Below are 22,862 nucleotides of genomic sequence, written 5' to 3' on the forward strand. Positions count from 1 at the left end.
GGTTCAGTTGGTCTCGACGTCCGTCTCGACGGTCTCGTACCGATCCGGCAGCGCGTCGAACGACTCGCCCGCGCGGAGCGCGGCCAGCTCGCCGGCCAGCTCGTCGGCGGGAACGCGGACCTGCGCCGCCGAGTCACGCTCGCGGACGGTGACCGTGTCTGGGCCGTCGCCCTCGATCCCGTCGCGGTCGACCGTGACACAGAACGGCGTGCCGACCTCGTCCTGGCGGCGGTAGCGCCGCCCGATCGAGCCGGAGTCGTCGTACGCCACCGCGAGGCCGGCCGCGCGCAGGTCGGCGGCGACCCGGTCCGCGAGCTCGACGAGCCGGTCGTCGTTCGTCACTAAGGGGAACACCGCGGCGTCCTGCGGCGCGACCTCGGGCTCGACGGAGAGGTACGTCCGCGCCTCGCCGTCGACCTCGTCCTCGCGGTAGGCGTGCGCGAGGAGCGTCTGGACGGTGCGGCCCACGCCGAACGAGGGCTCGACGACGTGCGGCGTGATGTGTTCGCCGCTCTCGGTTGTCTCCTCGACCGCGAAGTTCGCCACGTCGACGTCGACCGCGTGGGTCTCGGCGTCGTCGCCCTCGCCGAGGGTCACCTCGACCGTCTCGCCGTCGAAGGCGTCGGGGTCGCGCGCGGCGAGCGTTTCGAGGGCCTCGGCGATCGCGCCGGCGTCGCCGCCGAACTCGGGGCCGAGGACCGACATGTCGGGGTCGACCGTCGCGCGCTCGACCGTCTTCGGCTCGTCGTAGCGCTTGAACACGGTGAAGGCGTCGTCGCCGTGCTCGCCGTGCTTCGAGAGGTCGTAGTCGGAGCGGTACGAGAAGCCGGCGATCTCGATCCAGTCGCCGTCGACCTCGCTCTCCGCGTCCCAGCAGTCGGCCGCGTAGTGGGCGCGCTCGCCCGAGAGGTGCTGACGGAATCGGAACCGGTCGGTGTCGACGCCGACGCGCTCGTACCACTCCTTGGCGACGCCGAGGTAGTAGCCGACCCACGGGGAGCCGATGACCCCCTCGTCGACCGCCTCGCCCACGGTCGTCTCGACGTACTCGCCGTCCGCGGCCTCCTGTTCGGTCGCCGGGTACAGCCGCACGTCCACGTCGCGGACGCGGTCGAGCGGGGGTTCGTCCGCCTCGGGGTCGATGAACTGCTCCAACTCGGCCTGCGTGAACTCGCGGAGCCGGAGGAGCCCGCCGCGCGGCGAGATCTCGTTGCGGTAGGCGGGGCCGATCTGGGTGATCCCGAACGGGAGGTTCCCGCGGGCGTACTCCTTCAGCCGCGGAAACTCGACGAAGATCCCCTGCGCCGTCTCCGGGCGGAGGTAGCCCGGCTGGCCGTCGCCCGGCCCGATGTCGGTCGCGAACATGAGGTTGAAGTCCTCGACGGGTTCGCCGGCGAGCGGGGTGCCACACGAGGGACAGGTGATCTCGTTGTCGGCGATGAGGTCCTCGACCTCGCCGCCGGGCAGCGCCTCGGCGTCCTCGATGTCCGTGACGGCCTCGACGAGGTGGTCGGCGCGGTGGGACTCGCCGCACTCGCCGCACTCGACGAGCATGTCGTCGAACCCCTCCAGGTGGCCGGACGCCTCGAAGACGGCCTCGGGCATCACCGTCGGCGCCTCGATCTCGCGGTTCCCCTCGCGGATGGTGAACCGGTCGCGCCACGCGTCTTCCAGGTTCCGCTTCAGGGCCGCGCCCTGCGGGCCGAACGTGTAGAACCCGGCGGTGCCACCGTACGCGCCGTTCGAGCCGAAAAAGAAGCCGCGCCGCTTCGCCAGCTCGACGAGGTCGTCCGCGGCCATCTAGAGGCCCTCCAACAGGTCGATATCCCGCACGATGCCGTTGAGGTCGGTACCGCTGACCAGGGGAACCTGTTCGATGTCGTTGCTGATGAGCTCTTGGGCGACCTCCTTGGCCGTCCGGGTGGCGCTGACCGTGATCAGGTCCTCGGTCATGAAGTGACGGGCCGCCTCCGCCGGGAGCTCGACGTTCCGGGTCGGGAGGTAGCGCGCCCCGGTCGCCTTGATCCCCTCCCAGGACCACTCGGAGTCCTGTTCGGCGATGGAGTCGCCCGTGCTCGCCTCGCCCTCGACGACGCGGGCGACCGCCAGCACGTCGACCTCGGTGAGCATGCCCACGATCGCGGCGTCGTCGTCGAGCACGACGGCGTAGGGGACGTTCGCGAGCCCGATCTCCCGCTCTGCGACCGGCAGGGGGGTCTCCGTGTGGGTCGCGTTGACCGCGCTGGTCGCGAGTCCGCCGACCTCGGTGTCCCCGTCGATTTCGCCCCGGGCGATCGCCCGCACCACGTCGGTGACGGTGAGGATACCGACGAGCTGATCGCCGTCAACGACGGGGAGACGGCGCGAGCTCTCCGCGACCATCGTGGCCGCGGCGTCGACGATGTCGCCGTCCGTGCCGACGGTCGGAACCTCCCGCATCAGCAGGGCGAGCTGGTCTTCGTCCGGCTGCTCGATGAGGTCGTCGCGGGTGACGAGCCCGCGGTACACCTCGTCGCCGTCGACGTCCTTCACGACGGGGACAGAGGAGAAGCCGTGCTCTTGGATGTACTCCAGCACGTCGTTCCGGCTCCCCGGGATCTCGACGACGACGAGCTCCGACCGCGGTGTCATGGCGTCTGATACGTTCATGCACCGTCTTTCAGCGTGGCACCTCTTGTATACTGCGAAGGTGGTCGGCGACGACGCAGGGACGATCGGGGCCCGCCTGCGGGTCCGACTCGCCAAAGGGGCGTGCGTGACAGTGATCCGATTCGCCCGTTGAATCGACGCTCCAAGCGATTATTTTCCGTTCGATCGACGGTTATCTCTGGATTCCGCCGTTGATCCACTGGCTCGAAGCGGATATTCACCGACTGCGGACGATTCCGGTTCGGAACGCTTATACCTACTGTGAACAATTACCAATCATGTCACGGAGTTCCACCCCTTGGGACGACCCGGACCCCGATCACCGTCGGACGGCGCTGCCGGCGGCTCCGACGCTCGACGCCGACGACTCGCCGGACGTGATGGCGTCGATCGACTCGTCGGCGTCGCGACCGGAGCTGGTGATCGCGGACGTCTCCCGGGAGAACGCGTGGGTCTCGGTCGACGAGACCGACGCGACCGTCCTCGAGGAGTGGTGTTGAGCCGGTAGTCGATTCCATCCGCGATCACGCGGACTCGCGGATCCCTTCTCCGAGCTCCCACGCCCGGATCAGCGACGCGACCGTCCGACACGTCGGCGCCGACGCCCCGAAGCGGTCGGCGCGGTCGACGACGGCGCCGTAGATCGCGTCGACCTCGGTCCGCCGCCCGGCGGCGACGTCCTCGCGCATCGAGGAACGGTTGGCGGCGGTGTCGACGGCGACGCGCTCGACGGCGGCGACCGCCTCGTCCTCGCCGAGGTCCACGCCGTCGACGCGCGCGACGCGGGCCGCCTCGCGAGCCGCCTCGCGCGCGACCTCCCCGCCCGGCCCGTCGAGCGTCGCGCCGTTCGAGAGGCGCGCGAGCGCCGAGGGACCGTTTATCGCGGCGTTGACAGCGAGCTTCTCGTACCGGCGTCGGGGCATGTCTCGGGCGACCGTCGTTACGATCCCGGCCTCGTCGAACGCGGTGCCGACGCGCTCTGCGAGGGGGTTCCGGCCGCCGGCGAGCGAGCCGACGACGACCTCGCCGATCCCCGTACACGTCACCCGACCGGGCTCGGCGAACCGAGCGCCGTAGCTCGCGGTGCCCCCGAGCACGGTCGGGTCGAGCGCGGCGACGAGCCGCTCCTCCGTGAGCCCGTTCTGGAGCGAGCAGACCGCGTCGTACTCGCCGGTCGCGAGCGCCCGCGCCGCCGCGTCCGTGTCGTACGCCTTCGTCGTGACAACGGCGAGGTCGGCGCTGCGGTGCGTCCCGTCGGTGAGCGCCCGCGGGTGAACGTGCGCGTCGATCTCCCCGTCGATCCGGAGCCCGTTCTCTCGAACCAGCCGCATGTGCGGGTCGCGCCCGACGAGGGTGACGTCGTGCGCCCGTGCCAACAGCCCGCCGATCAGGCTCCCGAGCGCGCCGGCGCCGTAGACGAGGACCTCCATGCGCGTCACCACGGGACGCGACTGAAAAGACGTGGCGGTGGCGCCGCCGGACCGTCGGCGACCGGACCGGCGCCGTCAGCCCTTCAGTCCGCTGCCGGTCAGCGGGACGACCACGTCCTCGTCGGGCGCGAGCGTCCCGCGCTCGCGGAGCTCCCGGAGCGCGGCCGGCGCGACGGCGCAGGTCGGCTCGGTGTAAAAGCCCGCCCGATGGAGTCGGTCGAGCTCGCGCTCCGCCGCCGCCTCCGTCACCGCGAGCGCGTCGCCGTCGCTCTCGGCGATAGCGTCGAGGATCTCCGCCTTCCGAACCGGCTCCGCGATCTGGATCCCGTCGGCCGCGGCGTTGACGCGCCCGTCGGGGTCGGCCGCCTCGGCGCCGTGTAGCTCCCGGACGATCGGGGCGATCCCGGCGGCCTGCGCGCCGAACAGCCGCGGGACCGCGTCGATCCGCCCGGCGCGTTCGAGCCGCCGGAACCCCCGATACGCGCCGAGGAACAGGGTGCCGTGGCCGAGCGGGGTGACGACCGCGTCCGGGGCCTCCCAGCCGCGCTGGCGGGCGATCTCGTAGGCGACCGTGGCCGTCCCCTCGAAGAAGGCGGGGTTCCAGGCGTGGCTGGCGTACCACGCGGCGCCTCCGGAGCCGCCGCCTTTTGCGCCCCCTCTGCCCGCGTCGTCCTCGCGGCTCTCGCGGCTCTCGCCGAGCGCAGCGATGCAGGCGTCCGTCACGTCCCCCCGGGTCCCCTCGATCCGGACCGGTTCGGCTCCGGCGCGGCGGATCGCGCGGAGCTTCGACTCCTTGACGTCGGCCGGGACGTACACCGCGGCGTCGATCCCGGCCCGGGCCGCGTACGTAGCGATCGCCGCCCCGGCGTTGCCCGACGAGTCCTCGACGACGCGGTCGACGCCGAGTTCCCGAGCGCGCGTGAGCGTCGTCGTCGCGCCCCGGTCCTTGAACGAGCCGGTGGGGAAGACGTACTCCAGCTTGAACTCGGCGTTCCAGTCGTCCGCGCCGACGAGCGGCGTCGTCCCCTCGCCCAGCGTCACGCGGTCGGCGGGGTCGTCTCCGACCGCGAGGAACTCGGAGAACGCCCAGAGCCCGCCGCGGGCGCCCGGCCGTCCCCCCTCCGCCGGGTCCGAAGCCGGTCGGTCCGGAATCGGTTGGTACGAAGCCGGTCGGTCCGGGATCGGCGGGTCGGCGAAGTTCAGCGGGGCGCCGCACTCGCAGCGCCATCGGTCGGCGACGGTCGCGCCGCACTCGGCGCAGGCGAGCCGCCTCGGAGTCGCGCCCGTCCCCTCCGCGTTCGCTCCCACCGAGTCGTCGCCGTCGACCGGCATCAGTACTCGTCGACGTTGGTGCCGACCGAGCAGACGTACTCGCCGGCGGCGACCTGCGGGAGCCGGCGGGTGCGCCAGAATATCCCGTCGTCGTCGGCTGTCACGCGTCCCTTCAGCCCGCCGAAGGTGTCGGTCACCTCGAAGAGGAGGTCCCCGGACGAGACGCGCTCGCCGAGGTCCCGTTCGAACCTGACGAGTCCGCCCGCGGGCGACCCGTACTGATCGAACCCGCGCGCCCGATGCTGTCGCTCGAGGTCGACGCTGCCGTCGAGGAAGCCGTAGTGCCGGAGCACGTTGAACACGCCCCCGACGCCGTACCGGATCGACTCCTCGTCCCAGCCGACGGCGCCGCCGAGTTCCGGGTCGATCGTCGGGATCCCGTGCTCCGGCCCGGTCCGCGCGAGCTGGCCGTCCGGACCCTTGATGTCGAGGACGTGTCCGCAGCCGAACACCTTCGCGAGCTCCAGGCAGTCGCCGTGGAGGCGGTGGCGGATCCCGCACCGCACCCGCGTCTCGTTTATCATCCGGCTGGTCGACCCCTGATGGAGGTCGAGGATGATGTCGGCGCGCTTCGCCGCCTGGAACGTCGCGTGCGCGATCCGCTCGCTGGTCGTCCCCTCCTCGTCGCCGGGGTATCCCCGGTTCATCTTCCGATCGTCGATCGGGTTCCGATGCTCGGCGACCTGAAAGGCGAAGTAGTTGACGACGCCGACGACGAGGACCGCGCCGGACAGCTCCGTCGGGTCGATCCGCGGGACGACGCGGTTGACGACGCCCAACCCGTTGAGCTCGTCGCCGTCGCTGACGGCCTGCACGTACAGCGTCTGTCCGTCCGTCGCGCCGTTGATGACGGCGACCGGAAGCCGCACGGGGCTCCCGTCCCGCGTCTCCCCCACTTCGAGACGGCCCGTGTCCGTCTCGCCCGGCGGGGCGCGGGCCGTTCCAAGCGTGATCATTACGCGAACGTGGGCCGGGCGCCCCTTTATCCGTTCGGTCCGCGGCGATCCCCCGACACAAGCTTTATCGCCGTCTCGGTCGAGAAGCCGATACCGAACGCCGCGTTCGCCGGACGCTCCGGACCGGTCCGCGTCTCGCCCGGCCGAACCGAATCCGGCAACCCGGCTCGCCCGACCGTCGGTCGGGTGCGGTCACCTCACATGAGCATCGACATCGACCCGCTGTTGGACGACGCCGGACTCACGGTCACGGACCACATCGAGAACACCCAGTTCGAGGTGTACACCGACCGTGCCGTCGAACCGGTTACGACCCCCGGTGACGCCCACTACTTCCCCGTCGACGCCAGCGTCACCGTCGAGACCGCGTCGGTCGAGATCCCGCGCGTCGCGGTGGTCGAGACCCGTTCCGGTGACGGGACGCTGCTCACCCGAGGTGACTCCTACGACATGCCCGCCGACACGTACCACGTCGGCATCGATCCCGCCCCGACCAAGCTGTATCTCGCGTTCGACTCCGGGTTCTCCGTGTCGACGACGGACCGGACCACGCGGATCGACCTCGACGCGCCCGCCGCGGTCACGCTCGGCTTCCGGTCGCTCCACCAGGTGCCCGCGGGCACCATCGAGACCCCCACCGACCCCGAGTCGCTGATGGACGCCGTCTCGCTGCTCGGCTCCGCGCTCCAGACGACGAGCCCGGAGCGGTCGTTTCCCACCCTTCGCGGGCATCCGCCGCTGATCGAGCCGGGCGACGAGCTCCGCGTCCCGGACCGGATCGAGCCGCTCGACTCCGGGATCCGAATCGTCGTCCCGCCGGCGTACGAGTACCTCTACCCCGTCGTCTCGCTCGCGTACTACTTCTCGGCCGATGTCGTGCCCGGGGACGCCCCCCGGATCGAGGGTGACGGCTGGAGCTATCCGCTTGAGCCCGACTTCGAGCGTCGGACCGCCCAGGTGCTCCGGCAGTCGTTCCACTTCGACTGTCTCGCCCGCACCGAGGGGTTCTACCCGGTCGACCTCCACGAGCGCGAGACGACCGCCCTCGACCTCGACTGGGGCCGGCTGTACGACCTGCCGCTCGCGGAGCGGCTGGGCGAGTACCTCGCGGTCCCCTTCGATCGCGTCGAGCCCGAACTCCCGCAGTGGACGCTGACGACCGACGTGCGGCCCGACCCCGAGAACGTCGAGATGCTCCCGTTCGTCGCCGGGGAGCTGTCGATCGTCCGGTCCCCCGAGACCGTCACCCCCGTGACCGCGAGCGAGGGGGGCGGCGTCGGGTTCTTCCGCGGTCCGGGGGTCGACGCGACCCCCCGCCCGGCGTCGCTCGGTCCGGACGAGTTTGTCCGCGGTGCGACGGACGCCGGCGGGTCCGGTTCCGGAGGCACCACCGACGCCGGCGTCTCCCGCGGCGCCGACGCCTCCACCGATCACAGCGCGGTGCCCGCCGACGCCGACTTCGTGCAGCCCGAGTCGGTCGACACCGTCGAGCACGCGTGGGTCGGCGACGGCGTCCCGCTCGACGCCAACAAGGCGACCCTCGACGCGTACCACCGACGACTGAAGGCCGGCACGGTCGAGCAGTCGCGGATCTCCGTACTCGTCGTCTGTAACGACGAGCAGATGCGCGAGGAGGGCGAGGTCGCGGACCTGTACGGCCTCCGCGACATGGTCCAGTTCGACATCGAGGTGCGCCACGACCTCACCCGCGCGGAGATGCGCGACGTCCTCGAGTCCGACGTCGACTTCCTCCACTACGTCGGCCACGTCGACCACCGCGGGATGCAGTGCACCGACGAGTACCTCGACCTGACCGACGAGGACCTCGACGTCGGCGTCAGCGCCTTCCTGCTCAACGCCTGCCAGTCGTACCGGCAGGGCGAGGCGCTGGTCCACCGCGGCTCCCGCGGCGGCATCGTCACCCTCTCCGACGTGGCGAACTCGCCGGCGACCCAACTCGGCCACATCATCGCGCGGCTGATGAACAGCGGCTTCAACCTCCGGACAGCCCTCCACGTCGCGAAGCGCGAACTGATCACCGGCCACCAGTACATCGTCGTCGGGGACGGGGCGACGACTATTTGCCAAAATCGCAGCGGCGTGGCTGTCGTATTCAATATAACTGACAGTACGTCTGGCTATTGTGACCTTTCTACAGAATTCTATCCGAACAGGAACCACGGTGTTGGATCGCTTGCAACGCTCAATCTTGATACAGAAACACTCGATTATTATGTCCCATCTCGTGCTGATAGCACAGATGTTCCTAAGAACAAACTAGAGAACCTACTCAGCTTAGAACTCATACCGATTTTTCACAATGAGGAACTTGTCTGGAGCGGAAGTCTGACGCTTGATTAGGGACCGGGATTCCCGACTGCAACGTTCGCCGCCGCGGGCGCCGCCTGCGTCAACAGGAGGAGCGCGGTGAACAGGACGCCGGCCATCTTCGGGTGCTCTGCCACGTAGTCTGCAACACTTTCGTGCATATTACACAGAATATCGCATGTAATTAAATCACACGTTGTTCTGCGGCTACTAGTTACAGATATTTGAACGTTAATATCTAATAATTAATCGCTCGTCGGCCCCGCGGCGCGCCCACTGAACCCTCCGCACCGGTGTGTTAAAGGAGGTTTCGGCGCAGTTCTCAGTATGAGTAAAGCGGACGATGTCGATGTCCTTGACCCGTTCCGCCAGTTCTTCTCGCTCCGGCGGGACGTGCTCGTCCTGTCGCTCGCGATGTTCGCGTTCAGCCTCGGCTTCCAGATGACGAACCGGTACGTCCCGGAGTATCTGTCGGCGCTGGGGGCGAGCGCGTTCGTCATCGGGCTGTTCGGAACCGTCGGTAACGTCATCGGCGCGGTGTACCCGTACCCGGGCGGACGGCTCTCGGACCGGATCGGGTCGCGGGTCGCGCTCACGCTGTTCGGACTGCTGTCGAGTTTGGGGCTCGGCGTGTGGCTCGTCGCGCCGACCCTCGGAACCGTGACGATCGGGGGCGTCGTCTTCGAGCCGTGGATCTGGATCTTCGTCGGACTCTTCCTCGCGCAGGCGTGGAAGTCGTTCGGGCTCGGCGCGACGTTCGCGATCGTCAAGCAGTCGGTGCCGCCGGAGCGACTGGCGCGGGGGTTCGCGAGCACGGAGGTGTTCCGCCGGACCGCGTTCCTGATCGGGCCGCTGATCGCGGCGGGGATCATCCAGTACGCCGCCGACTTCACCACGAGCTTCCAGTACGTGCTCGCCGTGGCCCTCCTCTTCGGCGTCGTCGCCACCGCGCTCCAGCACGTCCTCTACGACGCCGGCGAGGACACGCTCGGGAAGGAGTTCGAGGGCGTGAGCGAGGCGGTCCGGGATCTCCGGAGCCTCCCGCCGGAGCTCCGTCCGCTGCTCGTCGGTGACACCCTCGTGCGGTTCGCGAACGGGATGGTGTACGTCTTCTTCGTCATCGTGATCACGCGGTTCCTCGAAGTCGGGCTCTCGGTCGGCCCCGTCTCGCTGTCGCCCGCGGCCTTCTTCGGCGTGCTGCTGGCGATCGAGATGCTGGTCGCGCTCGTCTCCATGCCGCCCGCGGCGCGGGCCGCCGAGCGAGTGGGCCTCAAGCCGATCGTCGCGCTCGGCTTCCTCGTGTACGCCGTCTTCCCGGTGCTCCTCATCAGCGTCCCGCCGGACACATCCCTGACCGCGCCGCTCGTCGTCGCGCTGTTCGCGTTCTCGGGGCTCCGGTTCGCCGGGCTCCCCGCGCACAAGGCGCTGATCGTCGGGCCCGCCGAACGCGACACGGGCGGCCGCGTCTCGGGGTCGTACTACCTCCTCCGCAACGCGGTCGTCATCCCGAGCGCGGCGCTCGGCGGACTGATATACGGCGGGTTCGCCGTGCCGGGGACCGACGTCTCGATCGCGGGCGATCCCGTCGTCGCGTTCGGGCTCGCGAGCGCGATCGGGCTCGTCGGCGTCGCGTACTTCGCGCTGTTCGGCGAGGAGTACGACGCGTACTCGTGACGGGGGAGCCGCGTCGCGAGCGCCTCGGACGCCCCGACCGCCCCGCCGTTTTTTTCACCTCACGCGCCCCACGTACTCCCATGACAGACATCGCCGCCGCGATACGAGGCGCGTTCGAACACACCGACTACGACCTCGGCGACGTCGCGGTCAACCGACAGCAGGTCCGCGTTCCGGTCCTTCGGGAGGGCGCCGACCCCGACGCGCTCCGCGCGGTGATAGAGGAGGCGATCGGCGCGGACGCGGTCGTCGGCGTCACCGTGAGCACGGAGACGATCGACGGCGAGGACACCATCGGTACCGTCGTCTCGTTCCAGCACCGCCCGTGACGCGGTACGATTAAGCGTGCGGTACTCGTACGCAGTTCTCATACGATGACGTCCGACGACGGACACGGCGGCGCACAGTATCTCGCCGGATCGCCGGTCCGGGTCGCGATCCTCCGGACGCTCCGGCGGGAGCCGCGCCGTCCGGCGGACCTGACGGACACGATCGACGCGACCCGGACGACGGTCCAGCGGATCCTCGGAGGGTTCCGCGAGCGCGACTGGGTCGTCAAGCGCGATGCGGCGTACCACGTGACGCCGACGGGAAAACGCGTCCACGACGCTTACGAGACCCTGTTGGACGAGGTGGAACTGGCCGACCGGCACGGGGGGTTCGCCGCCGACCTCGAGCGCGTGGACGCCGGATTCCCCGCGGAGGCGATCGACGCCGGCGAGCTGACGGTCGCGACGGACCAGAACCCGCTCGCCGCGGTCGACCGGCTCACGGAGGTCCTCCGGGAAGGTCACGGCGCTGAGATACGCGCGGTCTCGCCGGTCGTCATCCAGCAGTTCAACCGGGCGGCCGCGGCCGCGCTCGACGCCGGCGCAGAGGTCGAACTGGTCATCGACCGCGACGTGGTCGAGGCGTCGATATCCGACTTCGCCCCGGCGACCGACCGAGCGCTCGACGACGACGACGCGACCGTCTACGTCTCGCCCGAGCCGATCGAGTACGGACTGATCACGTGCGGTGACATCGCCTGCGTGACGGCGTACGACCGCCGAAACAACCCCCGGTGCGTCCTCGAATCCACGGACTCGACGGTGGTCGAGTGGGTGGACGACCGGTTCGAGTCGTTCGTCGCCGACGCTTCCCGGCTGTCCGCGGTCGTCGAGAACGCCTGACTCGACGGCGACGCCTCGGTGTCCTCGATTACGGTGACGACGCGTCTGCTCCGTCGTCGCGGTCCGCGGAGTCGGCCGGGTCGTCGTCGCGGCGCTTGGGCTCGAAGTTGGCGGGGACGACCGTCGGATGGTCGATGCCGACGGGCGGGGTGCTTGCGCTCATGATTCTACGTACACGTAGGCGACGACCCAACTAAAAATTACCCATGGGCATAACGCATCCCGAGCGCGGGAGCGTATGTCCTCTAGTTATTCTCCGAACTCGTCCGCGTACAGGTCCTGCGCGTGTTCGATCGCCTCTTTCGCGGTCGCCTTGTCCTCCCACCCGAGGGTCTCGACCTCCTTACCGGCCTCGAGGTTCTTGTACGTCGAGAAGAACTCGTCAATCTCGTCACGGATCTGCTGCGGGATGTCGGCGAGGTCCTCGATGTGGTCGAAGCGGGGGTCCTCGGTGGGCACCGCGATCACCTTGTCGTCCTGCTCGCCGTCGTCGTCCATCTTCATGAGCGCGACGGGGCGGGCCTCGACGACGCAGCCGGGGAACGTCTGGTCTTCGACGAGCACCATCACGTCGAACGGGTCCTCGTCGTCGTAGTACGACTGCGGGATGAAGCCGTAGTCGTACGGGTAGTGGACGTTCGAGTGGAGCACGCGGTCGAGGACGACGCCGGGAATGTCCTTGTCGTACTCGTACTTGTTCCGCTCGCCCTTGAGACACTCCACGACCGCGTAGATCTCGTCGGGGGCGTCCGGGCCCGTCTCGAGGTCCTCCCAGAGGTTGACCATGTGACCGTCATTCGGTCCATGGGTAGCAAAGTCCTTTCGGGTTCTGGCCGTCGCAACTCGATCCGCCCGTCGCCCTCGCTCGCCGTCGCTCCGGCCATCCCCCTTCGCGTCGTCCGCGCCCCTTCTTTACGTTCGCTCCGCGCTCAGCCTCCCGTCATCGTCAGATACCGGAAATTTCATTCGGTTGATTGTGTCTCATATTTGATCGTGCCGTCCCGGTTTTCCCCGACAGATCCTCACGGATACGGCGCATTGGCCGGCGATCACTCGGATCCGGGGCAGCACCGGATCGACGGATAAGAACTCTCTGAACCGGAATATCGGCGCATTCCGGGTGTATTCTCTCGGTTAGGTATTCAAATCATGATGGACGTTGAGAAACGTTATAAGTTCGGCTACCTTTCAAATATCTATGTCAGAGGCACAAACAGTCACTGATGCGGAGGCACCGCGGCCGGCGTCTGACCTGACGGCGTTCCAACAGAACATCCTCTCGATCCTCTCGGAGGAGCCCATGTACGGGCTCGCGGTCAAGCGCGAGCTCGAATCGTACTACGGCTCCGAGGTAAATCACGGACGACTCTACCCGAACCTCGACGATCTGGTCGCTGACGGGTTCGTCGAGAAGAGCGAGCTCGACAAGCGAACGAACCAGTACGAACTGACCGGGGCCGGTCACGACGCGGTCCTCGGCCAGCTGGAGTGGGTCCTCGACCGGTTCGTTACCGACGAGACGCGCGCCGACGAGATCCGCGCGCTCCTCGACGAGTAACGCGGAGGGCTATCGAGAGCACCGACGCGAAACCGACACCATTCTGGCACACACACGCGCGGTGAAAACCGCGCGCTTCCGACCCGCTGAGCCTCGGCTCTGTCGTCGTCGACGCCAAGACAACCGATCCCCTACGACGGTTCCGGACCGTCGACTTCGGCGGCGACCGCCTCGATCACCGCCAGCGACTCCTCGACGACGGCGAGCTGCTCGTCGGTCGGCCACCCGTTCCGCGGCAGGTACTCCTCGCGGAACTCCGCGCGCACCTCGGGGGACGCGTCGTCGACCGCGCGGACGTAGTGGTTGCTCATGAACGCCGCGAAGCTGCGGGCGGTGTCGGCGTGCGGCTCGCCGTGCGCGTCCGTGACCGCGTCGGCGACCGCCTCGTTGTAGTCGGCGACCTCCTCGTACCGGTCGGCGTCGCCCGGCCCGGACAGCGACACCTCGACGGCCCGGTCGGTGGTCTCGATCCGGTCGAGCTGGACCGTTCCGTCGGTCATCCACTCGTCGGGGTACAACACGAGGGTGTCGTCGTCCTCGCGGAGCCGCGGGACGTAGTCGTGGCCCGCGACGAGCTCGTCGCGGCGCTCGCGGTAGAACGCGGCTGCCGCGTCCTCTTCGGCCCGCCGAGCGAGCCGCGTGAGGCGCTCCGCCTCGTCGACGACCTCGACCGGTACGTCCGGAACCCGATCGTCGTCTGCGTCTCGCTTAGCCGCGTCGCCGCTCTCCGCCTCCCCAGCCGCCATCATCTCGCGCGCCTGTTCTTTCGCCCACTCCGGGGGTTCGTCGTTAGTTCGCGTCATCGAGTGCCTCGTTCGCCAGATCGTCGGCGCGCGCGTTTATCTCCCGCGGAACGTGGCCGATCGACCACCGGTCGAACCGTTCCAACAGCTCCCGGGCGCGCACCCGTTTCTCGCGCAGTTCGGGGTCGTTGGCGTCCCACTCGCCGCGCACCTGCTTGACGATCAGCTCCGAGTCGCCGCGGACGTCGACCGCCTCGAAGCCGTACTCGTCGGCCGCCTCCAGGGCCCGGATCAGCGCGGCGTACTCGGCCTGGTTGTTGGTGACCCGTCCGATCCGCTCGCCACCCTCGGCGACGACGCCGTCGGACGTGACGAGACACCAGCCGACCGCGCCCGGACCGGGGTTCCCGCGGGACGCGCCGTCGAAGTAGACGTGCGCGCGGCCGCCGCCCTCCCGGATGAGGTTCGTCAGGCGGGTCGGGTCGCCTCCCTGTACCACGACCTTACCGTCGTACGCGACGGCGACGGCGCCTTCTCGCTCGGCTCGCCACCGCTCGTGGGCGGTGTTTCCCGGCTCGATCCGGACGCTGGCGTCCTCCAGACGGGCCCGCGCGGTCGCCGGGTCGCAGTCGATCGTCGGCATTCGTCCCCAGTCGGCGACGGCGCGTCAAAGCCTTGTCCGTCGCGGTCGACGCGCCGATCCGGTCGAGGTGGCTCCGTCGTCGGTCTCGGCGGACGCGCGTCGCTTCGCGCGACCGGCGCCGCCCTCCGGTCGAGCGATTTCCGCCTCCTCACGAACCTTTAAGTTAGTCCATTTGGGTAGTATATAAATGCGATGACACAGCCAACCCGGCAACGGGATCACGACCGTCAGCGTGTGCGGGACGAGGATGCCGACGAGACCGAAACCGACGCCGAGGGGGGCGAAGCCGACGAATTGGACCCCGAGGACTTCGAGCCGGAGGAGCTCACGCGCACCGCTGACGGCGAGCTGATACACGAAGAGAGCGGGCTCATCGTCGAGGAGGAGCAGATCGATCCCGGTCCGGAGTGGCGCGCGTTCAATCACTCGGAGCGGCAGTCGAAGTCGCGCGTCGGCGCCCCGACGACCAAGACGATGCACGATAAGGGGCTGACGACGACGATCGACTGGAAGGACAAGGACGCGTACGGACGCTCCATCTCCTCGAAGAAGCGGTCGCAGATGCACCGGCTGCGCAAGTGGCAGGAGCGCATCCGGACGAAAGACGCCGGCGAGCGGAACCTCCAGTTCGCGCTCTCGGAGATCGACCGCATGGCGAGCGCGCTCGGCGTCCCCCGGTCCGTCCGGGAGGTCGCCTCGGTCATCTACCGACGGGCCCTGAACGAGGACCTGATCCGCGGGCGGTCGATCGAGGGCGTCTCCACCGCCGCGCTCTACGCCGCCTGTCGCAAGGAGGGGATCCCGCGGTCGCTCGAAGAGATCTCCGACGTATCGCGGGTCGACCGCAAGGAGATCGGCCGCACGTACCGCTACATCTCTCAGGAGCTCGGTCTGGAGATGCGCCCGGTCGACCCGAAGAAGTACGTCCCCCGCTTCTCCTCCGAGCTCGAACTGAGCGAGGAGGTCCAGTCGAAGGCCAACGAGATTATCGAGACGACCGCCGAGCAGGGCCTGCTCTCAGGGAAGTCCCCGACCGGGTACGCGGCCGCCGCGATCTACGCCGCGTCTCTGCTCTGTAACGAGAAGAAGACCCAGCGCGAGGTCGCCGACGTCGCGCAGGTGACCGAGGTCACCATCCGCAACCGGTACCAGGAGCAGATCGAAGCGATGGGGATCCATAACTAGCCGTCGCCAGCTCGGCCGCTCCGTTTCAGTTCGGGCTCTCGCCAGCAACGTTCAAGCCGCCGCGTTACCAACGATCGTCGAATGCGGCTCGACGAGTTCATCGAGTTCGAAGCGAACGAGCGCGCCGAGCGGCGGCGCCTCGCGAGCGAGAAGGACTACGGAGTCCTCGATCACCTCGACTCCTTCGAGCGCCGCTTCGAGGAGCACGTCTCCGACGACGCCGTGGTCGGTAGCGTCTCCCCCTCCATCTTCGTCGGCCGCTCGAATTACCCGAACGTGTCGACCGGGCTGCTCTCTCCGGTCGGCCGCGAGGAGCGCGCTGACGCGTTCGAGACCTCCGCGACGTGGTACGACGAGGGCGTCTCTATCTCGGACGTGTTCGACCGCCGGACGAGCCTCCTCAATTCGGCGCGCGGCGTCGACGTCAGGGAGGTCGGCGCGACCGGCGGCGTCAAATCCATCGGCGGGGACAGCGGCCCGGCGGAGAGCGTCCACGACGCGTGGAACGGCTGGCTCGGGGTCCAGCGCGAGGTCGCGATCGCCGACCGCCCGGTCGACGTTGAGATCGGGCTCGACGGGACGCCGGATCTCGACTTCGACGTCGGCACGCAGGATATCAAGACGCCGACCGGCCCGCGCGCCGCGGCTCGCACCGCCGAGCTCGGTGAGAACCCGCACGTCCCGCGGCCCGTCGAAAAGACGCTCGAAGACGACGACTGGCGCGCGGAGGGCGCGATGACGTACCTCTACCGTCGCGGGTTCGACGTGTACGAGATCAACACGATCCTCTCTGCGGGCGCGCTCGGGCGCGGCGAGAACCGACGGCTCGTCCCGACGCGCTGGTCGATCACGGCCGTCGACGACACGGTCGGGCAGTTCCTCCGGGGCTCGATCCGCGAGAATTCGACGGTCGACCGGATCGAGGTCCACCGCAACGAGTACCTCGGCAACGCCTTCTGGGTGATCCTCGTGCCCGGCCGCTGGGAGTACGAGCTCGTCGAGATGAAGTCGCCGGGCTCGATCTGGAACCCCGACCCCGAGGCGGGCGTCTACCTCGCGGCCGCCAGCGAGGGTCGCGAGGGCCGGACCGGCTACGTCGAGGAGACGGCCGGCGCCTACTACGCGGCCCGGCTGGGAGTTCTCGAACACCTCGACGACCGCGGGCGACAGGCGAAGGCGCTCGTCCTGCGCCACGTCTCCGACGACTACTGGGGCCCCGTCGGCGTCTGGCAGGTGCGCGAGGCCGTCCGGAACGCCTTCGCGGGGGAACGCGGGACCGCCGAGACGTTCGGCGAGGCGGTCCGCGGCGTCGCCGAGCACCTCCCGGTGTCGCTCGGTCGCCTGCGGCGGAAGTCGACGATGGCGGCCGGCCTGCAGGCGAACCTCGGCGACTTCGCCGACGTCGGGTGAGGTCGCGGAGGCGACGGCGGGTCCCCGCCCCGATCGCTTTAGTCGCGTCACCGAGTGGGTGGCCTCATGGTTCCCACCGTCCCCGCGTTCGGCGGCGTTCCCGCCGGTCCCGAGCTCGTGATCATCCTGATCATCCTCGTCCTCCTCTTCGGCGTTCCAATCGTTCTCATCGCGGCAGGCGTGGTGTTCCTCAAACTGCGCTCTGACGGCGAGGAGGCGGACGCCGACCGCATCGCGGACCTGGAGGCGGAAGTCGAACGCCTCCGCGAGGAGGTGGACGACGAGCCGGACAGCCGCGACGGCGACGACGACGATAGATTATAAACCCCGATGCGGTGGCGTCGCCGGTGCGTAGCGCCTGCTGTGAGCGAGAGCTTCGCTCTCGCCCCGCGAGCGGCTGCTACGGAGGGATTCACCGCGACGTGATTCGATAACAAATCCCGATCAGCGACAGCTCACGTTTGGGTAGAAACCCCAGACTCTCTGCCCGCGTCGCTCGCTCCCGTCGTCGTTAACACTCCGTATCAGTCCTCCGCCCAGTAGTACAGGTCCTCGCGCGGCGCGTCGCAGTTCGGGCAGCTATCGGGAAGCTCCGTCCCGATCTCGCCCATCTCGCCACACTCCCAACAGCGCCACATCACGTAGGCGGTGCCGAACACGTCGCGGGCGTCGGTGAGCCCCAGTTGCCGTGACTCCGACGGCGACGTGACGTAGAAGCCGTCGTCGTCGACTCCTCGGACCGTCCCGAGCTTCTCGCCGTCCTCGTCGTACACCGGTTGTCCGATGCTCACGTCGGCGAATACGGGTTCTTCGGAGGCCATGCGCGGGGGTACGCACCGGTCCCTCATAAGTGTGGTATGTGGTCGCGTCCCACGGAAGAAGGAAGATCGATATCGTGCCGATGCGACGCGGAGGCGAGGACCGAGTCGCCGCTCAGGCGACCGGCGTCCGCTCGACGACGGTACCGTCCGCGGTCGGGTACTGCTCGACGATCTCGCCGCGGTCGAGGTCGCCGTCCTCGATCATCTCCTCTAAGAGCCACCACGCGATCTCGACGTGGTCCGACTTGACGGTGTAGAAGTCTTCGGGGACGCCGAGCGACTCGAACCGCTCGGGGTCGGCGAACGCCTTTCCGTAGACGAGGGTGCCGTCGTCGGTCACCTCGTCGAACTCGCGGCGGATGTTCTTCGCCATCCGCTTGAGCCGGTTCCGGTGTTGGGCGGCGTCTTTGAACACCGACGTACAGAAGTACACCTTCTCGTGGCTCGCCATCTCGGAGACGATCGCGTCGTCCTTCGACCCCTCGACGGCGGACATGTGGCCCTCCTGTAGCTCGAACCCCTCCTCCTGCATCCGGCGGTAGTTGCCGTCGGACATCTCGAACTCGTTGATGTTACAGAACTCCGCGGCGCCCTCGTCCAAAAAGTCCAGGAACTCCGGCTCGGCGCGGATGCCGGGGATCTCGAAGGCGGGCGTGAGCCCCTCTTCGCGGGCGATGTACAGGATCTCCTCCCACTCGGTGCCGTGCATATCGCCCCACAGCTCCAACGGCGGGTGGAAGCGGATCTCGTCGAGGCCCGCCTCCGAGAGGCGGCGCATGTTCTCGCGGCCGCCGGTGATGCCCGTGTACAGGTGGGTGTGGTGGTCCTCGCCGAACTCGTCTTTGAGCAGTTCGAGGTAGCGGGTCGTCTTCGCCATCGCCTCCTGCGGCTCGCCGCCGGTGATCGAGGTGCCGAGCGCGCTCATGCGCTTGGCCTCCGCGATCACGTCCTCGTCGGACTCGACTAACCGCTCGTTGGCGTACACGTCAGTGACGTTCTTCCGGTTCTCTCCGAGGGGGCAGTAGAAGCAGTCCCGCTGGTCGCAGTAGCCGTAGACGAACAGCACCATCTTTCCGCCCTTGGCGCACTGTTCGCAGCCCTTGGAGATCATCTACCCGTCCATACCGGCCGCGGCCTGAAAAAGCGTCCGAACCACGCGCTTCCGGGAGAGGCGTTCTCACGGTGGCGTTCTCGCACGTAGCGTTCCGCGGAGCCTCCCCGTCGTTTCCGCTCCCCGGAACGAACACACAGTATCTGTCGCCGCCCGCGTGACCGGTGGGTATGAACCGAGAGCCGATCGCCGACGAGACGACCGATCCCGCCGACGAAGAGGCGCTCACCCGTCGCCGCGCGCTCGCGATGGGGGGTTCGGTCGGGCTCGCCGGTCTCGCCGGCTGCACCGCGCTCGATGTCGCCACGGGCGACCCGGCCGAGTTCACCGCGGGCACCGCGACGGTCGCGGACGCGACGCTCTCTGAGAGCGGGTACGAGCTCAACGAGGTGACCGAGAACACGCAGAGCCGCGAGTTCGACGTGGCCGGCTCGACCCGCGAAGTGGGGGTGACGAGCCGGATCGCCGAGTACGACGAGGCCGTCGAGCTCCTCGGCGAGCGGTATCAGGCGGCGGTGTTCGCCGTGCTGGCGACCCCGCGCGTCGAGGTGCTCGGGCAGGCGTTCAACCCCGTCGGCGACCTCGACGATCGGGAGCGCGCGCAGCTGATCGTGGACCGCTACGAGGGCGTCAGCGACTTGGAACGCGGCTCGGAGTACTCGACCGACGTCCTCGGAACCGACGCCGGGGTCGCGGTGTACACGGCGGAGGGGGAGATCGAGGACACCGGCGTGACCGTTGCGCTCGAGTTCCACGTCGCCGAGGCGGTCGAGGCCGGCAGCGACTACGTCGTCCCGCGCTGGCCGCGTACCCGTCGTCGTTCGCCGGTGGCGAGACCGTCCGCCGAATGTTGAACGGGATCGAACACGAGCCGGCGTCGGGAGGCGACTGAAAAAGGGGAGTCCGCCGACGCCCCGCCGCTCCGAGCCGAAAACATATGCCGGCCCCTCGCCTACCCCCGAGTAATGCTGCTCGTCCTCTGTGTCGACCTCGACGACGACCTCGGCCGCAAGACCGGGATCCCCACCCCGGTGATCGGCGCCGACGACGTCACCGAGGCCGCCGTCGCGCTCGCGACGGCCGACCCCGAGGACTCGGACGTGAACGTCCTCTTTCAGGGAGTGAACGTCCACGACGAGCTGGCGGCCGGCGGCGAGGCGGTCGAGGTCGCCGCCGTCACCGGCGTCGACGGCTCCGACGTGAAGGCGAACCGCGCGGTGGGCAGGGAGGTCGACCGCGTCCTCGCCGAGCTGTCGACCGGGGAGGAGGTCTCCGCGGTCGTGATCACCGACGGCGCGCAGGACGAGTCCGTCCTCCCGGTGATCCGCTCGCGGATGCCGATCGACGGGATGCGCCGCGTCGTCGTCCGGCAGGCGCAGGACCTCGAATCGCTCTACTACACGATCAAGCAGGTGCTGGCGGACCCGGAGACCCGCGGCACGATCTTAGTCCCGCTCGGCGTCCTGCTCCTCATCTACCCCTTAGTCGTCGTCGCGAACCTCTTCGACGTCGCCGGCGCGGCGGTCCTCGGGATCCTCTCAGGGCTCGTCGGCCTCTACTCGCTGTTCCGCGGCCTCGGGCTGGAGGACACCGTCGACGGGGCGGCCTCGACGGTGCGAAACGTCCTCTACACGGGGCGGGTGACGATCGTCACCTACGTCGTCGCGCTCGCGCTGATCGTCGTCGGCGGCGTACAGGGGGCCGAGACGGTCGAGGCCGTCAGCGCGGTTCGCGGCGGTTCGATCACGACCGGCGTGACTCTCGCGGCGTTCGTCCACGGCTTCGTCCAGTGGCTCGCGGTCGCCGGGGTCACCTCCAGCCTCGGCCAGATCACCGACGAGTACCTCGGCGGCCGGTTCCGGTGGCGGTACCTCAACGCCCCCTTCTACGTGTTGTCCATCGCGGTCGTGCTGTACGCCGTCTCCGGGTTCTTCCTCCCGGACGCGCAGGGCGTCACGTCGCTCGCGCTCCCGGACCTCGCGATGGCGCTCGCGGCCGGGACGCTCACCGGCGTGTTGAGCACGCTCGCGTTCGCCGTCGCGGAGTCGCAGCTCCCCTCCGCGACGAGCGTCGGGGAGCGGAAGAGCGGGTAGCCGGCGAGCGGGTAAATAAAAGCGTATCCGGAAGGGCTACCGCGGCGTCCACTCCTCGCAGGCGTCCATATCGTCCATCAGATCGTCGTGATGGCCGCAGTACGGCTGCATCCCCTGATCGGTCCGCACGTAATCGAAGTGCGTGCAGTTCCCGCAGTAGGTGTCCCCGGGGCCGTCACGCGCGGCGGCGTCGGCGCCGGGAGAGATGTCGGCCGCCCCGCCGCCGGTCTGCCCCCTCGATCCCGGTCTCGGGGCCTCGTTCGGTCCGGACGGCCCGCCCGTCGGTCCCGCGTCGTCAAGGGGCGACCGGATGTCCGTGCCGGCCTCGCCGCCGTCGCTCACGCCGGCGGTGCCGCCCGTTCGAGCGCCCGAGACGGCGCTCGATCCCCCCGTTCCGACAGCGGACCCCGAACCGGTCGCCGATCCCACACCGGACGGCGACCCGTTTCCGGTCGGCGACTTGTTCCCGGACGACGACTCGGTTCCGGACAGTGACCCGTTTCGGCTCGGCGATCCGTTCCCGACCGGCCCGTCGGTCCCTCCGGCGCGTTCCGGCCGGTTCGTCTGCGTCGCTACCTCGCCGTCGGGGGTGCCGCCGAGGAGGCCGACGCCGCCCGTCCCGTCGAGCTGGTCGCGGCCGACCTCGATGATCTTCGTCTCGCCTTTGTGGGTCACCTGCATCGTGACGGTGCCGCCGGGGTCGTTGCGCGTCTTGAAGTTGGCGACGCCGACGAACACGCTCCACAGCGCCGTCGCGGCGCCGACGAAGTACAGCCCTGCGGTCGGCAGCGTGAGATCCGTGAGCTCCGGCCGCGGCCCGCCGACCCACTGGGTTGGGTACGCGTGCGCGAACAGCGCGACGCCGAGACACATCACGGCCGCCCCGACGACCGCGGCCGCGCGGGTGTTGCGATCCGCCGGGAGCACGGTCATCACGCCGAGCAACAGCAGCGGGACGCCCACGCCGCCGAGAATCCCGCCGAGCCGGCGCGCCGCACCGGAGCCGTAGCCGCTCGGGAGGACGACCTCCGCGGCGGCGAGGATTCCGGCGACGAGCAGCAGCGTTCCGGCCACGAACGAGCCCACGCCGAGGTACAGGCGACGCGGGTCGACCTCGGAGCGCCCCCGTCCGCCGTACGCCTCCGAGAGACTGGTCATACGCGGCCTACGTGGTCCTCCCTGAAAACAGTATGTCAGACGTTCGCCCGCCCCGGCCGACGGAACGGAGGTAACGGAGACGACGGCGATGCCGGGCCGGAGCGCCGCCGCGATCGCCGATCCGTGTTCGCCTCAGACCAGCGCGCCGACGTCGACGTGGGCGTCGAGCAGCTCCGCCATCCGGTCGACCGTGCGCGCGTCTCGGGTCCGCCCGCTGCGGACGATCCCCTCGGCGCGGTCGATCGCCGTGACGGTGTCGGTGTTCACGGCGAGGACGGGCTTGCCCGCGTCGGCGGCCTTGCCGAGCACCGCGCCGGAGGGGCGGTGGCCGCCGGTCAACACGAGACACGCGACGCCGGAGGCCTCAAGCGCCGCGGTCTGGACGTCCGCGCGGTCGCCGCCGGTGATGACGGCCGCGTCGCGGGCGCGCCGGAAGTACCGGAGCGCCTCGTCGCCGCCCATCGCGCCGACGAGGAAGCGCTCGACGAATCCGTCCGTCGGGGCGTCGGTGAGCAGCTCGGCGCCGAGCTCGTCGGCGAGCTCGCCGACGGTGACGCCGGTGTGTTGTTTCTTGTGGGGGTTTGGCCGGAGCTGGGAGA

The 22,862-nt window shown here is 69.2% G+C and carries 24 protein-coding genes and 1 pseudogene; 11 read left to right on the forward strand and 14 right to left on the reverse strand.

Features of this window, described 5'->3' with window-relative positions; all coding sequences use genetic code 11:
• Positions 1–3: 3 nt before the first annotated feature.
• Positions 4–1,800 carry a glycine--tRNA ligase gene (glyS, locus tag OQF71_RS03980; protein ID WP_280585950.1) on the reverse strand — a complete coding sequence of 599 codons (1,797 nt, stop codon included), beginning with the start codon at positions 1,798–1,800 and terminating at the stop codon, positions 4–6.
• Entirely contained in the window at positions 1,801–2,649 is an 849-nt protein-coding gene (locus tag OQF71_RS03985; protein WP_280585951.1) for a CBS domain-containing protein, read from the reverse strand.
• A 278-nt stretch (positions 2,650–2,927) separates the two neighbouring features.
• On the opposite strand from OQF71_RS03985, the gene OQF71_RS03990 reads away from it, so the two are divergent.
• Positions 2,928–3,149, forward strand: coding sequence for a hypothetical protein (locus OQF71_RS03990; protein ID WP_280585952.1), 222 nt, complete (start codon positions 2,928–2,930; stop codon positions 3,147–3,149).
• Positions 3,150–3,173: 24 nt separating this feature from the next.
• Here the strand turns inward: OQF71_RS03990 and OQF71_RS03995 are convergent, their stop codons facing one another.
• The 3 genes from OQF71_RS03995 to OQF71_RS04005 form a co-directional block, all read right to left on the reverse strand.
• A complete protein-coding gene (locus tag OQF71_RS03995) occupies positions 3,174–4,079 on the reverse strand; it encodes a ketopantoate reductase family protein (RefSeq protein WP_280585954.1) in 906 nt (301 codons plus the stop codon).
• A gap of 75 nt (positions 4,080–4,154) precedes the next feature.
• A complete protein-coding gene (locus tag OQF71_RS04000; RefSeq protein ID WP_280585955.1) occupies positions 4,155–5,411 on the reverse strand; it encodes a pyridoxal-phosphate dependent enzyme in 1,257 nt (418 codons plus the stop codon).
• Positions 5,411–6,367 carry a succinylglutamate desuccinylase/aspartoacylase family protein gene (locus OQF71_RS04005; RefSeq protein ID WP_280585957.1) on the reverse strand — a complete coding sequence of 319 codons (957 nt, stop codon included), beginning with the start codon at positions 6,365–6,367 and terminating at the stop codon, positions 5,411–5,413. The genes OQF71_RS04000 and OQF71_RS04005 overlap by 1 nt, the downstream gene beginning before the upstream one ends.
• Before the next feature lie 201 nt (positions 6,368–6,568).
• Here OQF71_RS04005 and OQF71_RS04010 point away from each other — a divergent pair, with 201 nt between their 5' ends.
• Positions 6,569–8,728 carry a caspase family protein gene (locus tag OQF71_RS04010; RefSeq protein WP_280585958.1) on the forward strand — a complete coding sequence of 720 codons (2,160 nt, stop codon included), beginning with the start codon at positions 6,569–6,571 and terminating at the stop codon, positions 8,726–8,728.
• Here OQF71_RS04010 and OQF71_RS04015 read toward each other — a convergent pair.
• A complete protein-coding gene (locus OQF71_RS04015; protein ID WP_280585959.1) occupies positions 8,725–8,856 on the reverse strand; it encodes a hypothetical protein in 132 nt (43 codons plus the stop codon). The two genes, OQF71_RS04010 and OQF71_RS04015, sit on opposite strands and share 4 nt — an antisense overlap.
• A gap of 166 nt (positions 8,857–9,022) precedes the next feature.
• Between OQF71_RS04015 and OQF71_RS04020 the strand changes: the two genes are divergently transcribed.
• The 3 genes from OQF71_RS04020 to OQF71_RS04030 all read left to right on the forward strand — a co-directional run bounded on the left by OQF71_RS04020 (position 9,023) and on the right by OQF71_RS04030 (position 11,541).
• Positions 9,023–10,369 (forward strand): MFS transporter, encoded by a 1,347-nt coding sequence (locus tag OQF71_RS04020; protein ID WP_280585960.1) that lies wholly within the window; start codon positions 9,023–9,025, stop codon positions 10,367–10,369.
• A gap of 80 nt (positions 10,370–10,449) precedes the next feature.
• Entirely contained in the window at positions 10,450–10,698 is a 249-nt protein-coding gene (locus OQF71_RS04025) for a hypothetical protein (protein ID WP_280585961.1), read from the forward strand.
• A gap of 45 nt (positions 10,699–10,743) precedes the next feature.
• The gene (locus OQF71_RS04030; protein ID WP_280585963.1) at positions 10,744–11,541 is read left to right on the forward strand and encodes a transcriptional regulator; all 798 of its coding nucleotides are present in this window, start codon (positions 10,744–10,746) and stop codon (positions 11,539–11,541) included.
• Between the two features lie 28 nt (positions 11,542–11,569).
• Here the strand turns inward: OQF71_RS04030 and OQF71_RS04035 are convergent, their stop codons facing one another.
• Together OQF71_RS04035 and OQF71_RS04040 are read right to left on the reverse strand one after the other, a co-directional pair.
• Positions 11,570–11,704, reverse strand: a complete 135-nt coding sequence (locus tag OQF71_RS04035) for a hypothetical protein (protein ID WP_280585965.1) — start codon at positions 11,702–11,704, stop codon at positions 11,570–11,572.
• Positions 11,705–11,790: 86 nt separating this feature from the next.
• Positions 11,791–12,327 (reverse strand): inorganic diphosphatase, encoded by a 537-nt coding sequence (locus OQF71_RS04040; protein ID WP_280585967.1) that lies wholly within the window; start codon positions 12,325–12,327, stop codon positions 11,791–11,793.
• 412 nt (positions 12,328–12,739) lie between these two features.
• Between OQF71_RS04040 and OQF71_RS04045 the strand changes: the two genes are divergently transcribed.
• On the forward strand, positions 12,740–13,099 hold the full coding sequence (locus tag OQF71_RS04045; protein ID WP_280585969.1) for a PadR family transcriptional regulator: 360 nt from the start codon (positions 12,740–12,742) through the stop codon (positions 13,097–13,099).
• 131 nt (positions 13,100–13,230) lie between these two features.
• Here OQF71_RS04045 and OQF71_RS04050 read toward each other — a convergent pair whose 3' ends face one another.
• Positions 13,231–13,902: a hypothetical protein gene (locus tag OQF71_RS04050; protein WP_280585971.1), complete on the reverse strand. Its 672-nt coding sequence runs from the start codon at positions 13,900–13,902 to the stop codon at positions 13,231–13,233.
• On the reverse strand, positions 13,889–14,485 hold the full coding sequence (rnhA, locus tag OQF71_RS04055) for a ribonuclease HI (RefSeq protein WP_280585972.1): 597 nt from the start codon (positions 14,483–14,485) through the stop codon (positions 13,889–13,891). The genes OQF71_RS04050 and rnhA overlap by 14 nt, the downstream gene beginning before the upstream one ends.
• Positions 14,486–14,677: 192 nt before the next feature.
• Here rnhA and OQF71_RS04060 point away from each other — a divergent pair, with 192 nt between their 5' ends.
• From OQF71_RS04060 to OQF71_RS04070, 3 genes are all read left to right on the forward strand, one after another.
• On the forward strand, positions 14,678–15,670 hold the full coding sequence (locus OQF71_RS04060) for a transcription initiation factor IIB (RefSeq protein ID WP_280585973.1): 993 nt from the start codon (positions 14,678–14,680) through the stop codon (positions 15,668–15,670).
• Positions 15,671–15,751: 81 nt separating this feature from the next.
• Positions 15,752–17,080, forward strand: coding sequence for an Nre family DNA repair protein (locus tag OQF71_RS04065; RefSeq protein ID WP_280585975.1), 1,329 nt, complete (start codon positions 15,752–15,754; stop codon positions 17,078–17,080).
• A gap of 66 nt (positions 17,081–17,146) precedes the next feature.
• Positions 17,147–17,404 carry a preprotein translocase subunit TatA gene (locus tag OQF71_RS04070; RefSeq protein WP_280585976.1) on the forward strand — a complete coding sequence of 86 codons (258 nt, stop codon included), beginning with the start codon at positions 17,147–17,149 and terminating at the stop codon, positions 17,402–17,404.
• A 200-nt stretch (positions 17,405–17,604) separates the two neighbouring features.
• Here the strand turns inward: OQF71_RS04070 and OQF71_RS04075 are convergent, their stop codons facing one another.
• Positions 17,605–17,901, reverse strand: a complete 297-nt coding sequence (locus OQF71_RS04075; RefSeq protein WP_280585978.1) for a hypothetical protein — start codon at positions 17,899–17,901, stop codon at positions 17,605–17,607.
• A 112-nt stretch (positions 17,902–18,013) separates the two neighbouring features.
• Positions 18,014–19,012 carry a radical SAM protein gene (locus OQF71_RS04080; RefSeq protein WP_280585979.1) on the reverse strand — a complete coding sequence of 333 codons (999 nt, stop codon included), beginning with the start codon at positions 19,010–19,012 and terminating at the stop codon, positions 18,014–18,016.
• A 170-nt stretch (positions 19,013–19,182) separates the two neighbouring features.
• On the opposite strand from OQF71_RS04080, the pseudogene OQF71_RS04085 reads away from it, so the two are divergent.
• Both OQF71_RS04085 and OQF71_RS04090 read left to right on the forward strand, forming a co-directional pair.
• Positions 19,183–19,904 (forward strand): annotated as a pseudogene (locus OQF71_RS04085) (DUF6517 family protein).
• Between the two features lie 73 nt (positions 19,905–19,977).
• A complete protein-coding gene (locus tag OQF71_RS04090) occupies positions 19,978–21,105 on the forward strand; it encodes a DUF373 family protein (RefSeq protein WP_280585980.1) in 1,128 nt (375 codons plus the stop codon).
• Positions 21,106–21,141: 36 nt separating this feature from the next.
• Here OQF71_RS04090 and OQF71_RS04095 read toward each other — a convergent pair whose 3' ends face one another.
• Both OQF71_RS04095 and OQF71_RS04100 read right to left on the reverse strand, forming a co-directional pair.
• Positions 21,142–22,263, reverse strand: a complete 1,122-nt coding sequence (locus OQF71_RS04095; protein ID WP_280585981.1) for a hypothetical protein — start codon at positions 22,261–22,263, stop codon at positions 21,142–21,144.
• Positions 22,264–22,395: 132 nt separating this feature from the next.
• The coding region (locus OQF71_RS04100; protein ID WP_280585982.1) for a DRTGG domain-containing protein at positions 22,396–22,862 on the reverse strand (467 nt) is incomplete at its 5' end.

Origin of the sequence: Halorubrum sp. Boch-26 (assembly GCF_029889805.1) — an archaeon.
GTDB lineage: Archaea > Halobacteriota > Halobacteria > Halobacteriales > Haloferacaceae > Halorubrum.

Bases quoted from the DNA above. Each gene is read 5' to 3' on its own strand.
- glyS (WP_280585950.1), bottom strand. From the start codon at position 1,800: ATGGCCGCGGACGACCTCGTCGAGCTGGCGAAGCGGCGCGGCTTCTTT.
- OQF71_RS03985 (WP_280585951.1), bottom strand. From the start codon at position 2,649: ATGAACGTATCAGACGCCATGACACCGCGGTCGGAGCTCGTCGTCGTC.
- OQF71_RS03990 (WP_280585952.1), top strand. From the start codon at position 2,928: ATGTCACGGAGTTCCACCCCTTGGGACGACCCGGACCCCGATCACCGT.
- OQF71_RS03995 (WP_280585954.1), bottom strand. From the start codon at position 4,079: ATGGAGGTCCTCGTCTACGGCGCCGGCGCGCTCGGGAGCCTGATCGGC.
- OQF71_RS04000 (WP_280585955.1), bottom strand. From the start codon at position 5,411: ATGCCGGTCGACGGCGACGACTCGGTGGGAGCGAACGCGGAGGGGACG.
- OQF71_RS04005 (WP_280585957.1), bottom strand. From the start codon at position 6,367: ATGATCACGCTTGGAACGGCCCGCGCCCCGCCGGGCGAGACGGACACG.
- OQF71_RS04010 (WP_280585958.1), top strand. From the start codon at position 6,569: ATGAGCATCGACATCGACCCGCTGTTGGACGACGCCGGACTCACGGTC.
- OQF71_RS04015 (WP_280585959.1), bottom strand. From the start codon at position 8,856: ATGCACGAAAGTGTTGCAGACTACGTGGCAGAGCACCCGAAGATGGCC.
- OQF71_RS04020 (WP_280585960.1), top strand. From the start codon at position 9,023: ATGAGTAAAGCGGACGATGTCGATGTCCTTGACCCGTTCCGCCAGTTC.
- OQF71_RS04025 (WP_280585961.1), top strand. From the start codon at position 10,450: ATGACAGACATCGCCGCCGCGATACGAGGCGCGTTCGAACACACCGAC.
- OQF71_RS04030 (WP_280585963.1), top strand. From the start codon at position 10,744: ATGACGTCCGACGACGGACACGGCGGCGCACAGTATCTCGCCGGATCG.
- OQF71_RS04035 (WP_280585965.1), bottom strand. From the start codon at position 11,704: ATGAGCGCAAGCACCCCGCCCGTCGGCATCGACCATCCGACGGTCGTC.
- OQF71_RS04040 (WP_280585967.1), bottom strand. From the start codon at position 12,327: ATGGTCAACCTCTGGGAGGACCTCGAGACGGGCCCGGACGCCCCCGAC.
- OQF71_RS04045 (WP_280585969.1), top strand. From the start codon at position 12,740: ATGTCAGAGGCACAAACAGTCACTGATGCGGAGGCACCGCGGCCGGCG.
- OQF71_RS04050 (WP_280585971.1), bottom strand. From the start codon at position 13,902: ATGACGCGAACTAACGACGAACCCCCGGAGTGGGCGAAAGAACAGGCG.
- rnhA (WP_280585972.1), bottom strand. From the start codon at position 14,485: ATGCCGACGATCGACTGCGACCCGGCGACCGCGCGGGCCCGTCTGGAG.
- OQF71_RS04060 (WP_280585973.1), top strand. From the start codon at position 14,678: ATGACACAGCCAACCCGGCAACGGGATCACGACCGTCAGCGTGTGCGG.
- OQF71_RS04065 (WP_280585975.1), top strand. From the start codon at position 15,752: ATGCGGCTCGACGAGTTCATCGAGTTCGAAGCGAACGAGCGCGCCGAG.
- OQF71_RS04070 (WP_280585976.1), top strand. From the start codon at position 17,147: ATGGTTCCCACCGTCCCCGCGTTCGGCGGCGTTCCCGCCGGTCCCGAG.
- OQF71_RS04075 (WP_280585978.1), bottom strand. From the start codon at position 17,901: ATGGCCTCCGAAGAACCCGTATTCGCCGACGTGAGCATCGGACAACCG.
- OQF71_RS04080 (WP_280585979.1), bottom strand. From the start codon at position 19,012: ATGATCTCCAAGGGCTGCGAACAGTGCGCCAAGGGCGGAAAGATGGTG.
- OQF71_RS04090 (WP_280585980.1), top strand. From the start codon at position 19,978: ATGCTGCTCGTCCTCTGTGTCGACCTCGACGACGACCTCGGCCGCAAG.
- OQF71_RS04095 (WP_280585981.1), bottom strand. From the start codon at position 22,263: ATGACCAGTCTCTCGGAGGCGTACGGCGGACGGGGGCGCTCCGAGGTC.